The organism is Algoriphagus antarcticus (assembly GCF_002150685.1).
In the GTDB taxonomy this organism is placed as follows: Bacteria; Bacteroidota; Bacteroidia; order Cytophagales; family Cyclobacteriaceae; genus Algoriphagus; species Algoriphagus antarcticus.
Genome location: NZ_MSSW01000094.1, coordinates 1 through 1,318 on the forward strand (window position 1 = coordinate 1; position 1,318 = coordinate 1,318).

1 protein-coding gene is annotated in these 1,318 nt (G+C 42.3%); it reads left to right on the top strand.

From position 1 onward, the window contains the following. On the top strand, window positions 1-1,246 hold a 1,246-nt coding region (locus tag BVH04_RS23140), incomplete at its 5' end, for an IS4 family transposase (protein ID WP_140160651.1). Between the last annotated feature and the right edge of the window lie 72 nt (window positions 1,247-1,318).

A 1,318-nucleotide genomic window follows, 5' to 3' on the forward strand; every position in this document is an offset into this window, starting at 1 on the left:
GAAAGAATTCCCCCTGCTTGCAGGGCAAGAATCAGAAGGCTTAAAAAGTCGCAATCGCATTTTTACCGTTCGCAATACCTTGTTGACGATGGTTTTAACATCCGTTCAACAGGATAAAACCTTGAAGAATTCTGTGGATTTGTATTATATGATTCACCAGCAGCATAAACAGCAAGCCACCGAAGCGTTGGAGGAGCAATTGAATCAGGAGAAGGTATTAGACCAATCACTTGACAAGAAAGCAGGCAGGCCAAAAAAGTACACGCTTCAGTTACCCAAAAGTCTGGAGAAAGATATTTCCCTCAATACTGCGGCCTACAGCAAAGCGCGCGAAAGGGTACCTATGGCACTCGCTGAAGAGCTGTTTTCGAACAGCCGCATCAGCGAGGTAAATAACTCTTATTCTCACTGGTATGGATATCGAGTACTCATCGGTGACGGGACCTATGTGCAAATGCAGGATACTGAAAGGATAAGAGAGGAGTATGAAGTAAAGTATCATGGGCAAAGCAATGAAGGGTATCCCCAAGGTCTATTAGAATCCATCAGTGAAAGAGGTACCGGTCAGGTGGTAAGCTTCAAATTATCAAACAGGCACGTAAGTGAGTTGGCTTTGTTTTATGAGATGATTGATGAAGTGCCTATCGGGTCGGTGCTGCTCTTGGACGATCTTTACAATTGTTATGAGATTATCGCAAAATGCAAGCGCAAAGGAATTGAGATGCTCATGCCAGCCAAGCGCGAAAGAAGCTATGAACTGATAGAAGTTCTCAGTGAAGGCGATGAAATCATTCGCATAAAACCCCCTAAAAAAAGATCTGAATGGTTGGAACCGAATACATTTTTACTTAGACGGATCGTATGTAAAAGCCCTGAGGGAAAGGAGTATGTGCTCCATACCACCATTCTGGATGCCAAGATAGACAAACATGAGTTCCAACTCCTTTATCTTACCAGATGGGACATCGAAATCAGTATCCGTGAAATCAAAACAATAATGGATGTCAACATATTACGGTCTAAAACCCCCGAAATGGCACTTAAAGAACTGACCGTCTCACTGGCCACCTATAATCTGATACGAAAAATCATCTACGCAAGCATAAAAGACTTGCCTTTTTCCCCCAAAGAAGACTTCATTCAAAAATTCTATACGCTTAATAAGGATTTTCTTATTGACAAAAAGGGGCGAGTATACAATAGATGGTCAACAGGTCGTAGAAGAACTGGAACACCTGCTCCGTAAAGAACTCCTGCAAAAACGAAAACCTAACCGAACATATGAAAGACGGACTAAGCAAGGGAAGTATCGAAAATA